Genomic DNA, 20,665 nt, shown 5'->3' with positions numbered 1-20,665 from the left:
GGAGAAGAGAAATGTACGGAGCCGTTACTGTCAGGCAGGAAACCGTCACTTTGCCCACCTGGACCACCGGGGCAGAAGATCCGAATCCAATGTTTCTGGAGAATCGCGTTTACCAGGGATCGTCCGGCGCGGTTTATCCCTACGGTGTTATCGACACGCTGACCGGCAAGCGCGAAATGCGCGACTATCAGGCCGTATGGATTGAGAATGATTTTATTCGCGTCATGCTGCTGCCGGAGCTGGGCGGACGTATCCATCGCGCTTACGACAAAGTGATGGAGCGTGATTTCGTCTATTACAACGAGGTCGTTAAACCCGCGCTGGTGGGGCTTGTGGGTCCGTGGATTTCCGGTGGTATCGAGTTTAACTGGCCGCAGCACCACCGCCCAACGACCTTTATGGCGGTGGACGTAACCTTCCAGCAGCGCGAAAACGGCGCGCAGACCGTCTGGCTTGGAGAAGTAGAACCGATGCGCGGTTTACAAGTGATGACCGGTTTCACGCTCTACCCGGATAAAGCGCTAATTGAAATCACCGGTAAAGTGTTCAACGGCAACGCCACGCCGCGTCATTTCCTGTGGTGGGCCAACCCGGCGGTGAAAGGCGGTGACGATCATCAGAGCGTCTTCCCGCCGGATGTGACAGCCGTATTCGACCACGGTAAGCGTGACGTTTCCGCTTTCCCGATTGCTCAGGGCACTTACTACAAAGTCGACTATTCCGCAGGGGTTGATATCTCGCGCTACAAAAATATCCCGGTGCCTACGTCCTACATGGCGGACAAGTCAGAGTACGATTTTGTCGGTGCTTATCATCATTGCGAAAAGGGCGGGCTGCTGCACATTGCCGATCACCATGTTTCGCCGGGGAAAAAACAGTGGACGTGGGGCAATTGCGACTTTGGCCTGGCCTGGGACCGCAACCTGACCGACAGCAACGGCCCGTATATCGAGCTGATGACCGGCGTGTTCACCGACAACCAGCCGGACTTCACCTGGCTTGCCCCTTACGAAGAGAAGGTCTTCGTTCAGAACTTCCTGCCTTACAGCCAGCTTGGCACTTTGCAAAATGCCAACACCCGGGCCGCCGTGAAACTCGAGCGCCACAGCGGGCAGCTTCAGCTCGGCGTCTATGCCATTACCCCTTTAAGTGAAACAACGCTTGAGCTTGAGGCTGAAGGAAAAACGATCTGGCAAAGGGCTCTCTCTCTGCAGCCCGCGCAGGCCTGGCAGGAAAACGTGCAGGATAGCTGGCCACAACGCTTAACCCTCCATCTGCGCGATGCTCAGGGCCGCATTATTCTCAGCTACTGCGAGCACGTTGCCGCCGAGCTGCCGCTGCCGCAGCCGGCAAGCGTGCCGGCCAGGCCGCAGGACATTGATAACTGCGACGAGCTCTATTTCATCGGCCAGCATCTGGAACAGTATCTGCACGCCAGCCGATCGGCGTTCGATTACTACCAGCGAGCGCTGGCGCTGGATCCGCAGGACTATCGCTGTAACGTCGCGCTGGGTACGCTGGAATTTAACCGGGGGAACTGGACGCTTGCAGAAAAACTTGCGGATGCCGCCCTTAAACGCGGCCATCGCCTTAACAAGAACCCGCAGAACGGCGATGCCAGCATGCTGCGCGCGGGTGCGAAAGAGCGTCAGGGGGACGATCGGGGCGCATTTGATGACTACTTCAAAGCCAGCTGGAGCGGCAACTGCCGTGATGCGGCGTACTACAATCTGGCGCGTCTTGCGATGCGCAAAGGGGACGCTGCCCAGGCGCTGGCCTTTGTCTCGCAAAGCCTGAAATTTAACGCCAGCAATAATCTGGCGATGGGGCTGAAGGCGCTGGCGTTATGCCACACGGCAGCGACCAGCCAGGCTCTGGCCTGGATAAGTCAGCAGCTGGAAGAGTATCCGTTAAGTTACGCTCTGCATTATGCGCGCTGGGCCATTACACAAAGCCCTGCTGACAGGGCGGAGCTGCTGCGGGTGACCGGGCAGCGTGGCGAGAACGCCAGTATCCTGGCGGGCTGGCTGGTAGGAATGGGGGCGGAAGCTGCGGCGAAAGCGATGCTGACCGCGCTGGATTCACAGGAAGCTATGCCTCTACTCTGGCAGGCTGCGCTTGCAGAAGGCGAGGTGCGACAGCAGTTCCTGACGCTTGCACAGCAGCGCTTTGCCGCCAAAGTCCGCTTCCCGAACACGCTGGATGAAGTGCAGATGCTCCAGCGCCTGCCGCAGGACGGCTTTGCTCAGTACCTGCTCGGTTGCTTCTGGTACAGCAAACGGCGCTATCACGAAGCCGTGGAGTGCTGGATGTTCACCGTTAAACAGCTGCCGGACTTTGGCCCGGTACAGCGCGTACTGGGCATCCATAGCTGGAACAAAAAGCACGATGCGCAGCTTGCCGAACGCTATCTGCAGCGTGCCGTTGAGCTGGAGCCGGATAACGCCCGCTTCCTGTTCGAACTCGACTATCTGCAAAAACTAACCGCTCGCACAACGGAACAGCGTCTGGAGCTGCTGGCTTCACGACGCGATGTGGTGCTTAAGCGTGACGACCTCACCGCCGAACTGCTCAGCCTTTGGAATATCCATGGCCAGACCGAGGCCGCCGCTCAGGTGCTTAGCGAGCGTAAATTCCATCCGTGGGAGGGTGGGGAAGGAAAAATCACCGGCCAGTACCTGATCAACCTGCAACGGCGCGCCCTGAAATGCATTGCGGATAAGCAATATGTACAGGCTGAGACGCTGCTGAACCAGGCGCTTAGCTATCCGGATAATCTGGGAGAAGGCCGTCTGGTTGGCCAGAGCGATAACGATATCTGGTATCTGCTGGGCTGGTGCGCCACGCAGCGGCAGAACTTCGAACGTGCGCAGGCTTGTTTTAGCCGCGCGCTGGAAGGCGGCTCGACGCTGGAAGCCGGACGCTACTACAACGACCAGCCGGTGGATTATCTGTTCTATCAGGCGATGGCGCTTGCCCGTTCAGGTGAGGTCGTGGAGGCGGGGCAGCAGTTCCGCAACTTCCTCTCCTGGGCCGATGATCACCGTAACGACCGGGTAGAGCCAGATTTCTTCGCCGTCTCCCTGCCCGATCTGGTGGCGCTGGATGCCGATCTTCAGGCAAAACATCAGCAGCACTGCCTGTTTGTCGCCGCTCTTGGTCATCTGGGATTAGGGCAACTTACCGAGTTTGAAACGGTCATTAAGGCCTTGCTTTTGCAAAACCCTGCTCATGATAAAGCCCATTTGCTGCGTCTGGCCGCGCAGCACGGCGTCTTTGCATGAGTCAGCTATAACAAAAACGGCGGGTGGTCATCTCCGGATACACGCCCGCTCCTCTGTATCTCTACAAGAAGAATGAGGAATGACCATGAATACTGTGCAGACAAAATTACACATGGGCTATGTCTGGACCATCTGTCTGGTGGCCGCCTGCGGAGGCCTGCTGTTTGGCTATGACTGGGTGGTGATCGGCGGTGCGAAACCGTTTTATGAAGCTTACTTTTCCATTACTGACCCGGCGCAGTCCGGCTGGGCAATGAGCTCGGCGCTGGCGGGGTGCGTGTTTGGTGCGCTGATCTCCGGCTGGTGCGCGGATCGTTTTGGGCGCAAACTGCCGTTAATGCTTTCCGCTATTCTGTTCACCGCTTCGGCGTGGGGGACGGCGATGGCGACCAGCTTCGACATGTTTATTGTTTACCGTATCGTCGGTGGCGTGGGGATTGGCCTGGCCTCGGCGCTGAGCCCAATGTATATCGCGGAAGTCAGCCCAGCGCAAAAGCGCGGCAAGTTCGTGGCGATTAACCAGCTAACCATCGTTATTGGCGTGTTGGCCGCGCAGCTTATTAACCTGCTGATTGCCGAACCGGTGGCCGCGTCGGCAACTATGCAGCAGATTACCCAGACCTGGAACGGCCAGGTGGGCTGGCGCTGGATGTTTGGGGCCGAGCTGGTACCTGCACTGGCTTTCCTGGTGCTGATGTTCTTTGTGCCTGAATCGCCGCGCTGGCTGGCCCGAGCGGGTAAAAATGAGCGTGCGCACCAGATGCTTAAGCGCATCGGCAACCAGAGCTATGCGGATGAGACGCTAAAAGAGATCCAGCAAACGCTTAATCAGGATAACCAGAAAGTCTCCTGGTCGGCACTCTGGCAGCCTCAGGTTAAGCCGATCATCATTATCGGCATGGTGCTGGCCGTCTTTCAGCAGTGGTGCGGAATTAACGTCATTTTCAACTACGCGCAGGAGATTTTTGCCTCCGCTGGCTTCGACATTAACAGCACTCTGAAATCCATTGTGGCGACGGGGCTTATCAATCTGATCTTTACGATTGCCGCTCTGCCGCTGGTGGATAAAATTGGCCGTCGTAAGCTGATGCTGTTTGGCGCCGCTGGCTTGACAATTATCTACGCGCTGATTGGGGCAGCCTACGGTCTGGGCATCATGGGCCTGCCTGTGCTGATTCTGGTGCTGGCGGCGATCGCCATTTATGCCCTGACGCTGGCCCCTGTCACCTGGGTCTTGCTCTCTGAGATCTTCCCTAACCGCGTGCGCGGCCTGGCTATGTCCCTGGGGACGCTGGCGCTGTGGGTTGCCTGCTTCCTGCTGACCTATACTTTCCCGTTGCTGAACGCGAGCTTAGGCGCAGCGGGGAGCTTCCTGCTATATGGCGTAATTTGTGCGGCGGGTTTTGTCTACGTTCGCCGTTACGTGCCGGAGACTAAAGGCGTGAGCCTGGAAGCGCTGGAGGCCCGTATGGCAAAACAGCACGGTGATGCAGCCGAAGCGCGTGCGCAGCGGGCGGCGCACTAATGGACAGGCTGCTGCTTGAAAATGACTTTCTGAGCTTAGGCGTCGCCTTGCAGGGGGCAACGATCCTCAGCCTTGAGTCGCTGGAGCATCAGCAGCCGATTCTTCACCCCGGCGAAAAGGCTATGTTCCCGATGCTGCCGCTGGCCAATCGCGTGGCCGATAATTGCTTTCGGCTGCATGGCCGCGTCGTCGAGCTGCCGCCAGGCCCAGCAGACGCGCGCTTCTTTTTACACGGCGACGGCTGGACGCGACGCTGGCAGGTTGAAAGCGGCGACAGAAATCAGATCGTGTTAACGCTTCGCAGCAGGCACGATTGCGGTTTTGATTACCTGGCGCGGCTGCACTACAGGCTGATGGGGAGGCGGTTTTTCGCTGAACTGGAACTGACGCACGTGGGCGTACAGCCCATGGTTTACGGCCTGGGAATGCATCCGTTTTTCCATCTCACGCCCGAAACCCGCGTACAGTTTGGTGCGACGGGATTCTGGCCAGAAGGGGAGCTGCATTTGCCGCTGGTATGGGAAGGAGAACTGACGCCGCAGACTGATTTCGCCGAGCTGAAAGTCCCGGAAAATAAATGGCTGAACGTGGGTTACTCCGGCTGGAGTGGAAAAGCGATCATCGACAGTGGCGCCATGAAAGTTCAGCTGAGTAGCGGCGCGCCATATCTCATGGTATTTCGTATGGCCGACGAACCCTTTATCTGCCTTGAGCCGCAAAGCCATGCCGTTAACGCCCACAATATGCCGGGCCAGCCTGGATTAATATTATTAGGTGAGGGTGATACCACGCGTCTGACATTGGAAATTCAGGTTTCGCCGCTCGGATGTGGTTGACATTATTCCCTCCTGGAAAGCAAATAAAACCCTATTAACTTCAGGTGTTATTGTTCTGTTAATGATTGCTTGCAAGCTTTACAGCTCTCCCCCAAACTAGCGCCACGAAAACGGGAGGGATCATGAGTTTGCATTCAACGCGCTGGCTGGCGCTCGGTTACTTTACCTACTTCTTTAGCTACGGTATTTTCCTGCCATTCTGGAGCGTCTGGCTGGCCGGGATAGGGCTTCCGCCCGAGACGATAGGGCTGCTGCTGGGCGCTGGTTTAATCGCTCGTTTCCTTGGTAGTTTGCTGTTAGCCCCCCGCGTTACCGACCCCTCCCGACTTGTTTTTGCTTTACGCCTCCTCGCGCTTCTCACCTTACTCTTTGCTGCCGCCTTCTGGTTCGGCCAGACCGCGACCTGGCTGCTGGTGGTGATGGTTGGCTTTAACCTCTTTTTCTCGCCGTTGGTGCCCCTTACGGATGCACTCGCCGGAACCTGGCAGAAGCAAATCACCATGGATTATGGGCGGGTGCGCCTGTGGGGCTCGCTGGCCTTCGTGATTGGCTCGGCGATGACCGGCAAGCTGGTCAGCATGTTCAGCTACCAGGCGATACTGGTGCTGCTGAGCGTAGGGGTTGCGTCAATGCTGATTGGCATGATGCTGCGGCCTTCGGTGATGCCGCAGGGAGAGGCGCGCCACAAAGAGACGGCGGGCTGGCAGGCGTGGAAGACGCTGGTGCTCAGCTCATGGCGCTTCCTGGCCTGCGTCTCGCTGCTGCAGGGCGCGCATGCGGCCTATTATGGTTTCAGTGCAATCTACTGGCAGGGGGCTGGCTATTCAGCTTCAACCGTGGGCTATCTGTGGTCGCTGGGCGTGGTCGCAGAAATCGTTATCTTTGCGCTGAGCAACAAGCTGTTCCGCCGCTGGAGCGCGCGCGACCTGCTGCTGCTGTCGGGCGTGGCGGGCATTATCCGCTGGAGCCTGATGGGCTGGACGACAGAGCTGCCGTGGCTGCTGGTGGCGCAAATCCTCCACTGCGGCAGCTTCACCGTCTGCCACCTTGCCGCCATGCGTTATATCTCGGCGCGGCAGGGCAACGAGGTGATTCGTTTGCAGGCGGTCTATTCCGCGGTGGCGATGGGCGGCGGCATCGCCGTGATGACGATGTTCTCCGGCTTCCTGTACCAGCATATGCAGGGGGGGATGTTCTGGATTATGGCGCTGGTGGCGCTACCCGCGCTGGTGCTGCGTCCGAAGGTAAACTAACGGGGGATGGCGCTTATCTCTCCTGCGTATGCCCAACCGTAGGTCGGATAAGCGCAAGCGCCATCCGACGTTTAACCTTCAAGGATCTCACGGATACGCTGCTGCATATGTTCCCCAAGCGGCAGCGTGGCGTGCAGCAGCGGCGGTGAATAGAGCGGCAGGCTGGTGGAGTAAGGCGTTATAACCAGAACCACTTCCTTCGGCGCGCCCCCTTTCTGAAAACCGTGTACCGTCAGGTGTTTGATATTCAGCGGCAAAAGCGTCAGTTCACGCAGCTGCTGCTCTATCTGCTGCTCCAGCTCAAGATTATTCCCCGTCAGCAGCAGCACCTGCTTCTCCTGCAAATCGTTCTCCTGCATCAGCCACGCGCCAAAAATTACCGCCACCAGACCAATCTCCTCATCGGAAAACCGCACGCCGTAATCAGCTTCAAACTGGCTGAACGCCTCGCGAGTCGTGCGCATCAGCTTAGGATAGAGGCGCGTGATCTCCTCCGGCAGGCTGTTGTCGATGCCGATGAAAAACAGGTTGCGGTCAAGCGCCTGGGCCAGGTGAATATAGAGCTGGTCGCTCAGCCCCTGATCATCGCTGAAGGACATGCCGGCCAGCTCGCGAAAGCGGGCGATGGTCTGCGAAATAGCCGCCCGCAGGCGTAAATCCTGTTCATGGTTATCGCGAACGGGGTCCGGCATGCGCAGCATCTGGAACAGCAGGGCTAAGAAGAGCTGTTCGTCTTCATGTGCAGGCTGGCGAACGCGGCGGGTCCAGTGGCGGGCGATTTCCTGCGCGGCCAGAAACTCCGGGCGTGCTCGCGTCCACTCCCGCTGCCGGTCATTAAACTCCGGCGTGACGCCTAGCTGATGCTGATGAAGGCAGTACTGCAAAAACAGGCTCAGGAACTGCATGTCCCGGCTGTCAAACTGGCGCTGCAGACGCCGCGAGCAGAGGCTGACCAGCGCCTGCAGATTGGTTTCGTCATACAGCGCTTTGGTGATGCCTTGCTTTCTGAGCTGCTCTTTCAGCGTCGGGGCAAAGTGCTGCTGAACAAAATGCGGGCAAAGCCGCAGCCCCCGTCGCAGCCAATGAAGCAAACACAGGCGGCGGTCAAGCGCGGTGCCATCAATCCGGTAGCTGCCATCAGGCTCGGTGATCATAGCCAGGCGGTGATAACGCTGGATTTCATCACCCGTGTCGGCTATATCTTGCAGGGATACATTACTGTCCACCCCGTTAATCCTGGCCAGAATCTCCGGCGTTACCGTCAGGCCCGGCAGGTAAAGCATCAGCAGCAGATGGCAGCGTCGCTGCGGACTGGAGAGCACAGATGGTGGTGGGGAGAGCAGTGTCATCATCCGTCAGGTCCAGTTAAATTGAGTATTGCTAAGAATAGCTAAAGCTTTTGCAGGAGATCGTAGCGGCAGGGGTTTTTAATTACGTAATCTTGACTGGCTCACAGAATTTTCGATCTAAGGGTTATATGCACGTGAAAACGGGTTGGGCGAAAGGGACAATCATGCTGGCTTCGGCGCTCTTGACGCCCGCTGCGCTGGCACACCCGCACAGCTTCATTTCGCTGGTCACTACAGTGATGGCGGATAAGGGCCAGATGACAGGCCTGAAAATGGTCTGGACGATGGATGAAATTACTTCAGCGGATCTACTGTATGACGCAGGGGACGCGAAGCCGGACTCCCCCGTCTGGAAGAAGCTGGCCGCAGAAGTCATGGCTAACGTGCTGGGTCAGCACTACTTCACCGAGTTCTGGCACAACGGCGAAAAGGTGAAATTCAACAATCTCCCCACGGAATATAGCCTGAAGGATGTCGACCATCAGGCGGTGCTGACTTTCGTGCTGCCGCTGGCGCATCCGCAGCCGCTGAAAGGGCAGACCTATACTTTCTCAACGTTCGACCCCACCTATTTTGTTGATATGAGCTATGACAAACCGACGGACGCCCGCCTGAGCGACGAGTTAACCTCAGGCTGTAAAATCGCCGTCAAAACGCCGCGGCCAACCCAGGATATGCAGGCGTTTGCCCTGTCGCTGGATAAGGCCGATGCGCCGCCGGAAGATATGGAACTGGGCAAGCAGTTTGCCCAGCAGGTAACTCTCCAATGTCAGTAATGCTTTCTTCGAAATCGACCTCTCGCCGCTGGCTCCACCTGTGGCCGCTGGCGCTATTTTTGCTTATTAGCGCGGCAGGACTTTACGCGCTCTGGCACTTCTGGCCGCAGATCCTGCTCAATAGCGCCGCGTGGCAGAAAACCATTAATCAGCAGCTAAGCGGCCTGCTGCGGCAGGTTGCGGAAAACCCGGCACGGGCGGGCTGGTCTTTGCTTTTGTTCAGCTTTGTCTACGGCGTGCTTCACGCGCTTGGGCCGGGGCATGGCAAAATTGTGATTACTACCTGGCTTGCTACCCATCCTTCCCGGCTGAGAAGCAGCCTTAACCTGACGTTTGCAGCTTCGCTATTGCAGGGGCTGGTGGCGATCGCGCTGGTGACGGTGGTGCTGGGCGTTTTACAGCTGCCTTCGCGGCAGCTGCATATGAGCAGCTTCTGGCTGGAAAAGGGGAGCTATCTGCTGGTAGGCGTGCTCGGGCTGATGCTTGCTCTGCGGGCGTTGAAAAAATTACGTCAGGCGCTGGGTCGGCCGAAGTTTACTTCTTTTACGCCGCAGCACGTCCACCACGAAAACTGCGGCTGCGGCCATCAGCATCTGCCAACGGAGCAGCAGCTGGCAGCCGGAGAGGACTGGCGGGCGCGCCTGACGATCGTGCTTTCTATGGGCCTGCGTCCGTGCTCCGGGGCGATTATGGTGCTGCTGTTCAGCAAGGTAATTGGCGTATTTAGCTGGGGAGTACTGTCGGCGCTGGCAATGGCGGCGGGCACCTCGATAACGATTTCCGGGCTTGCGCTGCTGGTGCACAGCTTTCGCAGATTTGCGGTGAAGATAAGCGGCAATAAGGCGCCGGTATCGTGGCGGCAGGTTGGCTGGGCAACGCTTGCATTAGCAGGAAGTCTGGTTCTGATTGCGGCGGCGGTGGTGATGTGGCTGAGTGCTCAACCTGTGGTGCGGGGGATAAGGCCTTTCTGAAGTTTTGGCGGACGACGCCGTGCTTATCCGCCCTGCAACAGCCGAAGCCGCTGCAGGGCGGGAAGCAAACCGAGATTAGCGCTTCAGCGCTTCGCTCAGCTCTTCACGCATAGAAGCAAGCATTGCTTTTACGACGCGTGGGTTACCCGCAACGATGTTGCCCGTCAGCAGGTGGTTGTGGCCACCGGTGAAATCACAGACCAGGCTGCCGGATTCACGAGCAATAAGTTCGCCTGCTGCAAAATCCCACGGCTTCAGGCCGATCTCAAAGTAGCCGTCTACGCGTCCAGCGGCAACGTAGGCCAGGTCAAGCGCTGCGGAACCGGTGCGGCGGAAGTCTGCACACTGGGTGAACAGTTTGCCGAGGATATTCATATAAGGAGTGGCGTGCTGCTTGGCTTTGAACGGGAAGCCGGTCGCCAGGATGGTGCCGTCCAGGTCGCGGGCAGTGCTGCCGCGCAGACGGTAACCGTTCAGCTGTGCGCCCTGACCGCGAACGGCAGTGAACAGCTCGTTACGCATTGGGTCATAAACCACAGCGACTTCGGTACGGCCTTTAACGCGAACGGCGATGGAGACCGCGAAGTGCGGCAGACGTTTAATGAAGTTGGTGGTGCCATCCAGAGGATCGATAACCCATTGTACATCCGGCTCGCTACCCGCTAATTCGCCGGACTCTTCGGCGATAATGGTGTGGTTCGGGTAGGATTTGCGGATGATTTCGATGATCAGACGCTCGGCGTCACGATCGACGTTAGTCACGAAATCGTTGCTACCCTTCTGGCTCGCTTCAACAGCGTCCGGGGTTTCGTAGTTTTTGGTAATTAAATTACCGGCCTTGCGCGCAGCGCGCACGGCGATGTTGAGCAGCGGGTGCAATGATCCCATCGGTATCTCTCTCACTGGATGTTAAAGAACGGAAAACGGGGCGCAGTATAGCAGAGCGTTCGGATTATGTCCCAGGGATATGATACGATATCGCGATATTCTTCCTGGACTATGAATTGAGCATGCTGGATAACGTACGTATTGTGCTGGTCGAGACTTCCCACACCGGCAACATGGGCTCCGTCGCCCGTGCAATGAAAACGATGGGACTAACAAACCTGTGGCTGGTTAACCCGCTGGTGAAGCCTGACTCCCAGGCTATCGCCCTTGCGGCCGGCGCCAGCGACGTCATCGGCGATGCGAAAATCGTGGATACCCTGGACGAAGCGCTGGCAGGCTGTAGCCTCGTGGTGGGCACCAGCGCGCGTTCCCGCACGCTGCCGTGGCCGATGCTTAATCCTCGCGAATGTGGCCTGCAAAGCATCTCCGAAGCGAAAAACTCCCCGGTTGCCATCGTGTTTGGCCGCGAGCGTGTCGGCTTAACCAACGACGAGCTGCAAAAGTGTCATTATCATGTCGCGATCCAGGCTAATCCGGAATATAGCTCGCTAAACCTCGCGATGGCGGTGCAGATCCTCGCTTATGAGGTTCGTATTGCGTGGCTGGACTCTCAGGAAAAAGACGAGCCGGAAGCCGAAATTGTTGAGTATCCGCTGGTGGATGATTTAGAGCGTTTCTACGGCCATCTGGAGCAGGTAATGCAAAATACCGGCTTTATTAAGCCAAACCATCCAGGCCAGGTGATGAGCCGACTTCGCCGCATGTTTACCCGCGCTCGCCCGGAAAGTCAGGAACTTAACATCCTGCGCGGCATGCTTTCCTCTATCGAAAGCGACAAAAAATCGAGCAAATAATACTTGAGTAAATTACTAGGTTAAATAGTTGACCATTTTACTCGGGAATGTCAGACTTGCGCCCTGCTATGTGACAATCACATTTTTGAAAAACCCCCGGCTCGAGGGGCTATCTGAGGTTAAGTAAGACATGAGACTGACATCGAAAGGGCGCTATGCCGTGACCGCAATGCTGGATGTTGCTTTGAACTCCGAATCGGGTCCGGTACCGTTGGCTGATATTTCTGAGCGTCAGGGAATTTCGCTCTCCTATCTGGAGCAACTGTTCTCCCGCCTGCGTAAAAATGGCCTTGTTGCCAGCGTACGTGGCCCGGGCGGCGGTTATCTGTTAGGGAAAGATGCAGGCAGCATCGCGGTTGGTGAAGTCATCAGTGCGGTAGACGAATCCGTGGATGCCACCCGTTGTCAGGGTAAAGGCGGATGCCAGGGCGGCGATAAATGCCTGACTCACGCGCTGTGGCGCGACCTGAGCGACCGTCTTACCGGCTTCCTGAACAACATCACCCTGGGTGAACTGGTTAATAACCAGGAAGTTCTGGATGTTTCTGGCCGTCAGCATAACGAAAACCATCGTAGTTCACGTTCTCAGGACGCTATTGACGTCAAACTGCGCGCATAAGCAGAAAGCAAAGAATTTTAGAATCAGGTCAGGGGTGTTTATCCGCCCCTTCTAAAAATGGCTGCACCCTTTTAAGCCTGATTCTTCGTATTGAAGTGATGTACGGAGCTTAAGAGCAATGAAATTACCGATTTATCTCGACTATTCTGCAACCACGCCTGTCGATCCGCGTGTTGCGCAGAAGATGATGCAGTTTTTGACGATGGATGGAACCTTCGGTAACCCGGCTTCCCGCTCCCACCGTTTTGGGTGGCAGGCAGAAGAAGCGGTTGATATCGCTCGTAACCAAATCGCAGACCTGGTGGGCGCTGACCCGCGTGAAATCGTCTTCACCTCAGGCGCAACGGAATCTGATAACCTGGCTATCAAAGGTGCTGCTAACTTCTACCAGAAGAAAGGCAAGCACATCATTACCGTTAAAACCGAACACAAGGCCGTCCTTGATACCTGCCGCCAGCTTGAGCGCGAAGGTTTCGAGGTGACTTACCTTGCGCCACAGAGCAACGGCATCGTTGACCTGAAGGCCCTGGAAGCGGCAATGCGTGACGACACTATTCTGGTGTCCATCATGCACGTAAACAACGAAATCGGCGTGGTGCAGGATATCGCGACAATCGGCGAAATGTGTCGTGCGCGTGGCATTATCTTCCACGTGGATGCGACCCAGAGCGTAGGCAAACTGCCTATCAATCTTGGCGAGCTGAAAGTCGATTTGATGTCCTTCTCCGGTCACAAAATTTACGGGCCTAAAGGCATCGGCGCGCTGTACGTTCGCCGCAAGCCGCGTATCCGTATCGAATCCCAGATCCACGGTGGCGGCCACGAGCGCGGTATGCGTTCAGGTACTTTGCCTGTTCACCAGATCGTCGGCATGGGTGAAGCTTACCGTATCGCAAAAGAAGAGATGGAGTCAGAAATGGCCCGTCTGCGCACGCTGCGTAACCGTCTGTGGAACGGCGTGAAAGATATGGAAGAAGTTTACCTGAACGGCGACCTGGAGCAGGGCGCACCGAATATCCTTAACGTGAGCTTTAACTACGTTGAAGGCGAGTCTTTGATCATGGCGCTGAAGGACCTTGCGGTTTCTTCCGGTTCCGCCTGTACCTCTGCAAGCCTTGAGCCGTCTTACGTGCTGCGTGCGCTGGGTATGAGTGACGAGCTTGCTCACAGCTCCATCCGTTTCTCTTTGGGCCGTTTCACGACCGAAGAAGAGATCGACTACACCATCGAGCTGGTACGTAAATCCATTGGCCGTTTGCGCGACCTTTCTCCGCTGTGGGAAATGTTTAAGCAGGGCGTGGATATTAATTCCATCGAATGGGCTCACCACTAATCGTCGGTATCGGATTCAGGAGAAGTAAAAAATGGCTTACAGCGAAAAAGTAATTGATCACTATGAGAATCCACGCAACGTGGGCTCGTTCGATAACAACGACGACAGCGTCGGGTCCGGCATGGTGGGTGCACCAGCCTGTGGCGACGTAATGAAGTTGCAGATCAAAGTCAACAATGACGGTATCATCGAAGACGCGCGCTTTAAAACCTATGGTTGCGGCTCGGCGATTGCCTCAAGCTCCCTCGTTACCGAGTGGGTAAAAGGCAAATCTCTGGACGAAGCGCAGGCGATCAAAAACACCGATATCGCAGACGAGCTCGAACTGCCGCCGGTAAAAATTCACTGCTCGATCCTTGCGGAAGACGCCATCAAAGCGGCTATCGCGGATTATAAAACCAAGCGTGAAGCGAAATAATCATTGTTGAATTGAGGTTGTTGTATGTCGATTACCCTTAGCGACAGTGCTGCCGCTCGTGTGAATGCCTTTCTTGCCAACCGCGGTAAAGGGTTTGGCCTGCGTTTAGGTGTGCGCACATCCGGCTGTTCTGGTATGGCTTATGTCCTCGAATTTGTTGATGAACCAATGGTGGATGACACCGTGTTCGAAGACAAAGGCGTGAAAGTGGTCGTCGATGGTAAAAGCCTGCAATTTTTGGACGGCACCGTGCTCGACTTCGTAAAAGAAGGCCTCAACGAAGGGTTCAAGTTTACCAACCCGAACGTGAAGGATGAGTGCGGCTGCGGCGAAAGCTTCCACGTCTGACTCCAGCTCATCCCCCACCAAGGTGGGGGATGACGCTTTACCACGTTAACCCCGAGTCTGTTATGGATTACTTTACCCTCTTTGGGTTACCGGCAGGATACACCGTCGATCGCGAACTGCTGGCTGCCCGTTACCAGGAGCTGCAGCGCCAGTTCCATCCGGATAAATATGCCAGCCGCCCTCAGGCGGAACAGCTGTTGGCGGTGCAACAATCTGCCACCATCAACCAGGCCTGGCAAACGCTGCGCCACCCGCTGCTACGCGCCGAGTATATTCTCTCCCTCAATGGTTTTGACCTCGCTAACGAGCAGCATACCGTGCGCGATACTGCTTTTTTGATGGAGCAGCTCGAACTGCGCGAAGAGCTTGATAATATTGAGCAGGCAAAAGCGGCTGACCGTCTTGAGTCCTTTGCCACCAATGTTAACCGCATGGTGAAAGCCCGCAGCGAACAAATGGTACAGCAGCTTGATGCTCAGGACTGGACGCAGGCGGCGGATACAGTGCGTAAACTCCGTTTTCTCGATAAACTGCGCAGCCAAATAGAACAACTCGAAGAAAAGCTGCTCGATTTTTAACTGGAAGCTAAAATGGCGTTATTACAAATCAGTGAGCCCGGCCTGAGCGCCGCGCCGCACCAGCGTAAACTGGCGGCGGGCATCGACTTAGGCACCACCAATTCCCTGGTGGCCACCGTGCGCAGTGGTCAGGCGGAAACGCTGGCGGACCGCGAAGGGCGCCATCTGTTACCTTCAGTCGTCCACTATCAGCAGGACGGCCTGAACGTCGGCTGGGACGCGCGTGCGCAAGCGGCAGCAGATCCGGCTAACACCATCAGCTCCGTTAAGCGCCTGATGGGTCGCTCGCTGGCCGATATCCAGACGCGCTATCCCCATCTGCCCTATAAGCTGCAGGCTAGCGAAAACGGTTTGCCGATGATCGCCACGCCTGCTGGCCTATTAAACCCAATCCGAATTTCCGCCGATATCCTCAAGGCGCTTTCCCTGCGCGCGACCGAAGCGCTGGAAGGCGAGCTGGATGGCGTAGTGATTACTGTTCCTGCTTACTTCGATGACGCACAGCGCCAGGGCACTAAAGACGCCGCGCGTCTGGCTGGCCTGCACGTATTGCGTCTGCTGAACGAGCCTACCGCAGCGGCCATTGCCTACGGCCTGGATTCCGGCAAAGAAGGTGTTATCGCGGTCTATGATTTGGGCGGCGGCACATTTGATATTTCTATTCTGCGCTTAAGCCGTGGAGTGTTCGAAGTGCTGGCTACCGGCGGCGATTCCGCGCTGGGCGGCGACGACTTCGACCATCTGCTCGCGGACTGGCTGCGAGAGCAGGCCGGCGTTGCCGACCGCAGCGACGATCGCGTACAGCGTCAGTTACTGGACGCAGCGATTGCCGCCAAAATTGCCCTCAGCGATGCAGAAAGCGCTCCCGTTGAGGTCGCAGGCTGGAAAGGCTCCGTGACGCGCGAACAGTTCAACGAGCTGATTGCGGCCCTGGTTAAACGTACTTTGCTGGCCTGCCGCCGTGCGCTGAAAGATGCCGCAGTGGAAGCCGGGGAAGTGCTGGAAGTAGTGATGGTTGGCGGTTCAACCCGCGTACCGCTGGTGCGCGAACGCGTGGGTGAGTTCTTTGGCCGCACGCCGCTGACGTCAATCGACCCGGATAAAGTTGTCGCCATCGGCGCGGCTATCCAGGCTGATATCCTGGTCGGCAACAAGCCGGACAGCGAAATGCTGCTGCTGGACGTCATTCCTCTGTCGCTTGGCCTGGAAACAATGGGCGGGCTGGTTGAAAAAGTGATCCCGCGTAATACCACGATCCCGGTGGCGCGCGCGCAGGACTTCACGACCTTCAAAGACGGCCAGACCGCAATGTCGATTCAGGTTTTACAGGGTGAGCGTGAACTGGTGCAGGACTGCCGTTCTCTGGCTCGCTTTACGCTGCGTGGCATCCCGGCGATGCCTGCGGGCGGTGCGCATATCCGTGTCACCTTCCAGGTGGATGCGGATGGCCTGCTGAGCGTAACGGCGATGGAGAAATCCACCGGCGTGGAAGCGTCTATCCAGGTGAAACCTTCTTACGGCCTGAGCGATGGCGAAATCGCCACCATGATTCAGGACTCCATGAGTTTTGCCGAGCATGACGTGAAAGCGCGCATGCTCGCGGAGCAAAAAGTCGACGCGGCCCGCGTGCTGGAAAGCCTGCAGGGCGCGTTAGCCACGGATGCCGCGCTGTTAAGCGCCGCAGAGCGCTCGGAAATCGACGCCGCGATGGTTGCGCTTAGCGCGGCCGCCGCAGGTGACGACACCGATGCGATCGAACAAGCCATTAAAAACGTAGACAAACAAACCCAGGATTTCGCCGCTCGCCGTATGGATCAATCGATCCGTAAAGCGCTGAAAGGCCACTCCGTGGACGAGGTTTAACATGCCAAAGATTGTTTTTCTGCCTCATCAGGACCTTTGTCCGGATGGCGCAGTTCTGGAAGCGAATGTCGGTGAGACCATTCTTGACGTAGCCCTGCGCAACGGTATCGAGATTGAACACGCCTGTGAGAAATCCTGCGCCTGCACCACCTGCCACTGCGTTGTGCGTGAAGGCTTCGACTCCCTTGCGGAAAGCACGGAGGATGAAGACGACATGCTCGATAAGGCCTGGGGTCTCGAGCCGGAAAGCCGCCTGAGCTGCCAGGCTCGCGTCACTGACGAAGACCTGGTTGTTGAGATGCCGCGCTACACCATCAACCACGCGCGCGAGCACTAAAGGGGGCTTAATGGGACTGAAATGGACCGACAGCCGTGAAATCGGCGAAGCGCTGTACGACAGCCGCCCGGATCTCGATCCGAAAACTGTGCGCTTCACCGATCTTCATCAGTGGGTATGCGATCTGGAAGATTTTGACGACGACCCGAACGCATCCAATGAAAAAATTCTGGAAGCGATTCTGTTAGTCTGGTTAGATGAAGCAGAATAGTTGAACCAAGCGGGCTGCCTCAGGCGGCCCGTTTCATATTGTGCATGTGCTAAAAAAATATAAGGAAAACAACATGTCTGAAGCCATGAAAATCACGCTTTCCACCGCGCCTGCCGATGCGCGCTGGGGTGAAAAAGCCGCTTACAGTATTAATGACGAAGGCATTACCCTGCACCTGAACGGCAAAGACGACTTAGGGTTAATTCAGCGCGCCGCGCGCAAAATCGACGGCCAGGGCCTGAAGCACGTTCAGCTGGCGGGTGAGGGCTGGGACGTAGAGAAAAGCTGGGCATTCTGGCAGGGCTACCGTGCGCCAAAAGGCACTCGTAAAGTTGAGTGGGCACAGCTGAGTGACGCTGACCAGAAAGAGCTGGATAACCGTCTGAAAATCATCGACTGGGTACGTAACACTATCAACGCACCGGCGGAAGAGCTTGGGCCTGAGCAGCTGGCATCGCGCACGGTCGATCTGCTTTGCGACGTAGCCTGCGATCGGGTTTCTTACCGCATCACGAAGGGCGAAGATCTGCGCGAGCAGAACTATATGGGTATCCACACCGTGGGTCGTGGATCAGAGCGTCCGCCGGTTCTGCTGGCGCTGGATTACAATCCGACGGGCAACCCTGAAGCGCCGGTCTTCGCGGCCCTGGTCGGCAAAGGCATTACCTTTGACTCCGGCGGTTACAGCATGAAGCAAAGCGCATTCATGGACTCCATGAAGTCCGATATGGGCGGCGCGGCTACTATCACCGGGGCACTGGCGTTCGCGATTACTCGCGGTCTGAACAAGCGCGTGAAGCTTTACCTGTGCTGCGCGGACAACATGGTCAGCGGCAACGCCTTTAAGCTTGGCGACATCATCAAATACCGCAACGGTAAAACCGTTGAGGTGATGAATACCGATGCGGAAGGCCGTCTGGTACTGGCCGATGGCCTGATTGACGCCAGCGCGCAAAAACCAGAGCTGATCATCGACTGTGCAACCCTAACGGGGGCGGCGAAAACCGCGCTGGGCAACGACTATCATGCGCTGTTCAGCTTCGATGACGGTCTGGTAAACAGCCTGATGGCGAGCGCTGCGCAGGAGAACGAACCGTTCTGGCGTCTGCCGCTCGCTGAGTTCCACCGCAACCAGCTGCCGTCTAACTTTGCCGAGCTGAATAACACCTCCAACGCCTCCTTCCCGGCGGGTGCCAGCACAGCAGCAGGTTTCCTTTCCCACTTCGTGGAAAATTACCATCAGGGCTGGCTGCACGTGGACTGCTCCGCAACCTATCGCAAAGGCGCGGTAGAGCAATGGTCAGCGGGCGCAACCGGCCTGGGCGTGCGTGCAATTGCTAACCTGTTGACGAGTAAATAACACCTTTTTGTAGGGCGGATAAGCATGCGCTATCCGCCGCTTTATCAGATAAGTGGTGGAAGGCAATACGCCTGTTCACCCTACAACTTATGCTTTTCCTGGAACCACAATGTCAGAACCAAAAAACGAACTTGAAACCCTGCTGGAGCAGGCGGCAACCGAGCCAGCGCATCGTCCGGCGTTCTTCCGGGTACTGCTGGAGTCCACCGTCTGGGTGCCGGGCGAAGCGGCCGAAGGCGAGGCGATAGATGCAGATAGCGCGGTTGAATTACAGCACTGGGAAAAAGAAGACGGCACCTCCGTTATCCCTTTTTTCACCTCTGTACAAGCATTACAGGAGGCCATCAGCCACGAGCAGGCCTTCGTGGCGATGCCTGTGCGTACCCTGTTTGAAATGACCATCGGCGAGACGCTGTTCCTGAACGCCAAACTGCCAACGGGCAAAGAGTTTACCCCGCGTGAAATCAGCCACTTGATTAGCAGCGAAGGTGACCCGCTGAGCCAGCAGGAAATCCTCGAAGGCGGTGCCTCCCTGCTGCTTTCAGAAGTTGCCGAGCCGCCAGCGCAGATGGTGGAATCGCTGACCACGCTGTTCAAAAGCCTGAAAACGGTGAAGCGGGCCTTTCTGTGCTCTATTAAGGAGCAGGCCGACGAGCAGCCGAACCTGCTGATTGGAATTGAGGCCGACGGCGATGTCGATGCGATTATCCGCCAGACGGGTAGCGTGGCGACGGACACCTTACCGGGTGATGAGCCGGTAGATATTTGTCTGGTTGCTGAAGGCGAGAAGGGGATTAGCCACTTTATGATGGCTCATATCACCCCGTTCTACGAACGCCGCTGGGGTAGCTTCCTGCGCGACTTCAAAACGAACCGTATAATCTGACAAGTTACCCCCTCTCCCTAAAAGTGAGGGGGTAACTGCTTACGCGGGTTCGACGGGAAGGTCGGAACGCGCGCCCCATTCGCTCCACGAACCGTCATACAGCGAGACGCCGTTTACACCCAGCGTGGTCAGTGCCAGTACGACCACGGCAGCGGTGACGCCGGAGCCGCAGCTGGCAATAATCGGCTTCTCAAAGCTCACGCCCTGGCGCTCGAAAATTTCACTCAGCTCATCCGTGGTTTTTAACTGGCCATTCTCGACCAGATCGACCCATGGCACGTTGAGCGCGCCGGGAATGTGCCCGCGTTTTAAACCCGGGCGCGGTTCATCCATTTGCGCATTGAAACGGGCAGCCGGGCGGGCATCTACCAGCTGGGCTGTGCCTTCGTGGCTGACCAGCAGGACATCCGTCAGGCGTTTGATCGTCAGCGGATCAAAATTGACCTCGAACTCGCCTTCAGGCAGTTCGACATTGCCCTGCTGGAGTGGGAACTCTTCACGCTTCCAGTCAGCCAGACCCCCTGCCAGAATCGACACGTTCTCAACGCCGAAGCTACGCAGCATCCACCAGGCTCGCGGCGCAGAGAACAGGTTACCCTCGTCATAAACTATCAGATGCTTATCACTGTTCACCCCCAGTTCGCGCATGGCAACGGCGAAAGCTTCCGGGCGTGGCATCATGTGCGGCAGCGGACTTGTGTGATCGGACAGCGCTTCAATATCAAAAAATACCGCACCGGGTAAATGGCCCGCCCGGTATTCATTCACTATATCCCTGTGCTCTTCACCGGGAGGGAGCATACGGGCGTCAAGTACCTGGATATCGGCATCAAAAATATGTTCTGCGAGCCAGTCGCCCGCAACGAAGTAAGAGGTGGACATAGTTGCCTCCGAATTATTTTGCACCTTTGGATTGTCGGCGCTTTTTACCAAACCGACAAGCGCGCATCGCCCGGCACGCGAGATAACTCGAAGT

Annotated in this window: 20 protein-coding genes; 17 read left to right on the top strand and 3 right to left on the bottom strand. The window is 56.9% G+C overall.

Translation table 11 applies throughout. The annotated features are described in order from the left end of the window. Positions 1 to 11: 11 nt before the first annotated feature. The 4 genes from ACA108_16520 (at position 12) to ACA108_16505 (ending at position 6,898) form a co-directional block, all read left to right on the top strand. On the top strand, positions 12 to 3,284 hold the full coding sequence (locus ACA108_16520; protein XEX94957.1) for a DUF5107 domain-containing protein: 3,273 nt from the start codon (positions 12 to 14) through the stop codon (positions 3,282 to 3,284). Between the two features lie 85 nt (positions 3,285 to 3,369). Further along, positions 3,370 to 4,809, top strand: a complete 1,440-nt coding sequence (locus ACA108_16515) for a sugar porter family MFS transporter (GenBank protein ID XEX94956.1) — start codon at positions 3,370 to 3,372, stop codon at positions 4,807 to 4,809. Further along, positions 4,809 to 5,645 carry an aldose 1-epimerase gene (locus tag ACA108_16510; GenBank protein ID XEX94955.1) on the top strand — a complete coding sequence of 279 codons (837 nt, stop codon included), beginning with the start codon at positions 4,809 to 4,811 and terminating at the stop codon, positions 5,643 to 5,645. Before ACA108_16515 ends, ACA108_16510 begins: the two co-directional genes overlap by 1 nt. A gap of 122 nt (positions 5,646 to 5,767) precedes the next feature. Further along, positions 5,768 to 6,898, top strand: coding sequence for a 3-phenylpropionate MFS transporter (locus ACA108_16505; GenBank protein ID XEX94954.1), 1,131 nt, complete (start codon positions 5,768 to 5,770; stop codon positions 6,896 to 6,898). Positions 6,899 to 6,969: 71 nt separating this feature from the next. On the opposite strand, the gene csiE is transcribed toward ACA108_16505, so the two are convergent. Then, positions 6,970 to 8,250, bottom strand: a complete 1,281-nt coding sequence (gene csiE, locus ACA108_16500; GenBank protein ID XEX94953.1) for a stationary phase inducible protein CsiE — start codon at positions 8,248 to 8,250, stop codon at positions 6,970 to 6,972. Positions 8,251 to 8,375: 125 nt separating this feature from the next. Here csiE and ACA108_16495 point away from each other — a divergent pair, with 125 nt between their 5' ends. Further along, positions 8,376 to 9,023 carry a DUF1007 family protein gene (locus ACA108_16495; GenBank protein XEX94952.1) on the top strand — a complete coding sequence of 216 codons (648 nt, stop codon included), beginning with the start codon at positions 8,376 to 8,378 and terminating at the stop codon, positions 9,021 to 9,023. Further along, positions 9,014 to 9,994, top strand: a complete 981-nt coding sequence (locus tag ACA108_16490) for a nickel/cobalt transporter (protein ID XEX94951.1) — start codon at positions 9,014 to 9,016, stop codon at positions 9,992 to 9,994. Before ACA108_16495 ends, ACA108_16490 begins: the two co-directional genes overlap by 10 nt. Positions 9,995 to 10,069: 75 nt before the next feature. Here the strand turns inward: ACA108_16490 and suhB are convergent, their stop codons facing one another. Next, positions 10,070 to 10,873 carry an inositol-1-monophosphatase gene (gene suhB, locus ACA108_16485; GenBank protein ID XEX98139.1) on the bottom strand — a complete coding sequence of 268 codons (804 nt, stop codon included), beginning with the start codon at positions 10,871 to 10,873 and terminating at the stop codon, positions 10,070 to 10,072. Between the two features lie 131 nt (positions 10,874 to 11,004). Between suhB and trmJ the strand changes: the two genes are divergently transcribed. The 11 genes from trmJ to sseB all read left to right on the top strand — a co-directional run bounded on the left by trmJ (position 11,005) and on the right by sseB (position 19,689). Next, the gene (gene trmJ / locus ACA108_16480) at positions 11,005 to 11,736 is read left to right on the top strand and encodes a tRNA (cytosine(32)/uridine(32)-2'-O)-methyltransferase TrmJ (GenBank protein ID XEX94950.1); all 732 of its coding nucleotides are present in this window, start codon (positions 11,005 to 11,007) and stop codon (positions 11,734 to 11,736) included. A 130-nt stretch (positions 11,737 to 11,866) separates the two neighbouring features. After that, a complete protein-coding gene (iscR, locus tag ACA108_16475; GenBank protein XEX94949.1) occupies positions 11,867 to 12,355 on the top strand; it encodes a Fe-S cluster assembly transcriptional regulator IscR in 489 nt (162 codons plus the stop codon). 118 nt (positions 12,356 to 12,473) lie between these two features. Continuing rightward, positions 12,474 to 13,688 (top strand): IscS subfamily cysteine desulfurase, encoded by a 1,215-nt coding sequence (locus ACA108_16470; protein ID XEX94948.1) that lies wholly within the window; start codon positions 12,474 to 12,476, stop codon positions 13,686 to 13,688. Between the two features lie 31 nt (positions 13,689 to 13,719). Further along, positions 13,720 to 14,106 (top strand): Fe-S cluster assembly scaffold IscU, encoded by a 387-nt coding sequence (gene iscU, locus ACA108_16465; GenBank protein XEX94947.1) that lies wholly within the window; start codon positions 13,720 to 13,722, stop codon positions 14,104 to 14,106. 24 nt (positions 14,107 to 14,130) lie between these two features. Further along, positions 14,131 to 14,454 (top strand): iron-sulfur cluster assembly protein IscA, encoded by a 324-nt coding sequence (gene iscA / locus ACA108_16460; GenBank protein XEX94946.1) that lies wholly within the window; start codon positions 14,131 to 14,133, stop codon positions 14,452 to 14,454. A 62-nt stretch (positions 14,455 to 14,516) separates the two neighbouring features. Beyond that, positions 14,517 to 15,032, top strand: coding sequence for a co-chaperone HscB (gene hscB, locus ACA108_16455; protein XEX98138.1), 516 nt, complete (start codon positions 14,517 to 14,519; stop codon positions 15,030 to 15,032). A 12-nt stretch (positions 15,033 to 15,044) separates the two neighbouring features. Next, positions 15,045 to 16,895, top strand: coding sequence for a Fe-S protein assembly chaperone HscA (gene hscA / locus ACA108_16450; GenBank protein ID XEX94945.1), 1,851 nt, complete (start codon positions 15,045 to 15,047; stop codon positions 16,893 to 16,895). 1 nt (position 16,896) lies between these two features. Then, on the top strand, positions 16,897 to 17,232 hold the full coding sequence (fdx, locus tag ACA108_16445) for an ISC system 2Fe-2S type ferredoxin (protein XEX94944.1): 336 nt from the start codon (positions 16,897 to 16,899) through the stop codon (positions 17,230 to 17,232). A 10-nt stretch (positions 17,233 to 17,242) separates the two neighbouring features. Then, positions 17,243 to 17,443 carry a Fe-S cluster assembly protein IscX gene (gene iscX / locus ACA108_16440; protein XEX94943.1) on the top strand — a complete coding sequence of 67 codons (201 nt, stop codon included), beginning with the start codon at positions 17,243 to 17,245 and terminating at the stop codon, positions 17,441 to 17,443. A gap of 73 nt (positions 17,444 to 17,516) precedes the next feature. After that, positions 17,517 to 18,803 carry an aminopeptidase PepB gene (gene pepB / locus ACA108_16435; GenBank protein XEX94942.1) on the top strand — a complete coding sequence of 429 codons (1,287 nt, stop codon included), beginning with the start codon at positions 17,517 to 17,519 and terminating at the stop codon, positions 18,801 to 18,803. Between the two features lie 109 nt (positions 18,804 to 18,912). Then, entirely contained in the window at positions 18,913 to 19,689 is a 777-nt protein-coding gene (gene sseB / locus ACA108_16430; protein ID XEX94941.1) for an enhanced serine sensitivity protein SseB, read from the top strand. Positions 19,690 to 19,728: 39 nt separating this feature from the next. Here sseB and sseA read toward each other — a convergent pair whose 3' ends face one another. Further along, positions 19,729 to 20,571 carry a 3-mercaptopyruvate sulfurtransferase gene (sseA, locus tag ACA108_16425; GenBank protein XEX94940.1) on the bottom strand — a complete coding sequence of 281 codons (843 nt, stop codon included), beginning with the start codon at positions 20,569 to 20,571 and terminating at the stop codon, positions 19,729 to 19,731. Positions 20,572 to 20,665 lie beyond the last annotated feature (94 nt).

The organism is Dryocola sp. LX212, assembly GCA_041504365.1.
In the GTDB taxonomy this organism is placed as follows: domain Bacteria; phylum Pseudomonadota; class Gammaproteobacteria; order Enterobacterales; family Enterobacteriaceae; genus Dryocola.
This window is presented reverse-complemented; position numbering and strand designations above follow the sequence as displayed.